2 protein-coding genes are annotated in these 1,704 nt (G+C 70.0%); both read left to right on the top strand.

Features of this window, described 5'->3' with window-relative positions:
* A partial coding sequence (locus AC1D15_RS30730) for an SDR family oxidoreductase (RefSeq protein WP_477829009.1) occupies positions 1-428 on the top strand: 428 nt, incomplete at its 5' end.
* Between the two features lie 398 nt (positions 429-826).
* Positions 827-1,704: thiamine pyrophosphate-binding protein (locus AC1D15_RS30725; RefSeq protein ID WP_477829008.1), on the top strand; the 878-nt coding region annotated here is incomplete at its 3' end.

Genomic DNA, 1,704 nt, shown 5'->3' with positions numbered 1-1,704 from the left:
GGGATGCGGTGATCGAGACCAACCTGACCAGCCTGTTCAATGTCACCAAGCAGGTGATCGACGACATGCTCGAGAAGGGCTGGGGCCGCATCATCAACATCAGCTCGGTCAACGGCGAGAAGGGCCAGTTCGGCCAGACCAACTACTCCGCCGCGAAGGCCGGCATGCACGGCTTCACGATGGCGCTGGCCCAGGAAGTCGCCAACAAGGGCGTGACGGTCAACACCGTGTCGCCGGGCTACATCGCCACCGACATGGTCAAGTCGATCCGCCAGGACGTGCTCGACAAGATCGTCGCCGGCATCCCGGTCAAGCGCCTGGGCACGCCGGACGACATCGCGTCCATCGTGTCGTGGGTCGCGTCGGATGAATCCGGCTTCGCGACCGGTGCCGACTTCTCGGTCAACGGCGGCCTGCACATGGGCTGAGTCCCGGCTTCTCGTACCGCGCCACCGCGACCCCCGCAGCCCCGGTTGCCAGCATGCTGGCACCGGGGCTGTTGTCATGGCAGCTGCACTTTCTTGCACGCGCTTGACCCACTGTGCCTGCGGCCATCGATTTGGCAGATGGCGCTATCGACATTGGATATGCCCCTCTGCGCGAAAGCTCACTAGCATTCGCACCCATTCATCACGCGCCGCCGGATTCACCCATCCGCAGGCAGCGGGGAACCTGGCCCATCGGCCTGCACGATTTCCTCGCAATTGAGACGCAAGCTGTCGCCCCGGTGGTTGTGTCTCGCTCCCCCTTGGTCCCCTTGGTCTGTCAGCGCGCAGAACTCCGCATGCAGCACTTCCAGCCTCCCGCCTCCCTGTTTCCCGAGCCCGTGGACATTCCCCCCGACGGCGAGCGCACCACGCCCCAGCGCACCACGCCCCACCGGCTCGGCCTCCCCGCGCGCTGGCAGAGCGGCTCGCAGGCGGTCATCCAGGCGCTGATCGACAACGGCGTGACGATGTTCTTCCTGTGCAGCGGAGGCGCCTTGATMGCGCCGCTGTGCGAGGCGCTCGGCGCGAGCGCCGGGGTGCGCGTCGTGCGGCTGTCGCAGGAGCGGGCCGCGGTGCACGCGGCCGAGGGCTATGCCAAGGCGACCGGGCAGATGGCCGCCGTGCTGGTGTCGGGCGGCTCCGGTGTCGCCGCGGCCGTGGCCGGGCTGATGAGTGCGATGGCCGATTCGGTGCCGCTGCTGTGCATCGCCGGGCAGGTCGAATCGGCGCTGATCGGCACCGATGCCTTCCGCGAATGCGATGCGCTGGGCATCACCCGCGCCGTGACGAAGTGGAGCCGGCGCATCGACCTGGCGCTGGCGCACGATGCGGCCGCCATCGTCGACCGCGCGGTGCAGGTCGCCCGCGCCGGGCGCTGCGGGCCGGTGCTGCTCGACATGCCGCTCGACGTGCAGCGCACCGAAGTGACGGTGCGGCGCACCGGCGCGTCGGTGGTCGGCGCGGTGCTCACGGGGCAGGGGCCGCTGATGCCGCCGGACCGCCGGCTGGTCCGCGCGGTGGCACAGATCCGTGCGGCGCGCCGGCCGCTGTTGTATGCGGGTGGTGGCGTGATCCGCTCCGGCGCTGCGGCGAGCGCGGCGCTGGCCGAGTTCGCGCAGGTGGCCGACCTGCCATGCGTGCTGACGATGGCGGCACTCGGCGCGCTGCCCTCCAGCGACCGGCACTGCCTGGGCTGCCTGGGCGAGCAGGGCAGCCC

It is taken from the genome of Rhizobacter sp. P2_H2 (assembly GCF_056403375.1).
The sequence above is the reverse complement of the archived record's forward strand: the minus strand, read 5'-3'. Positions and strand labels throughout refer to the sequence as shown.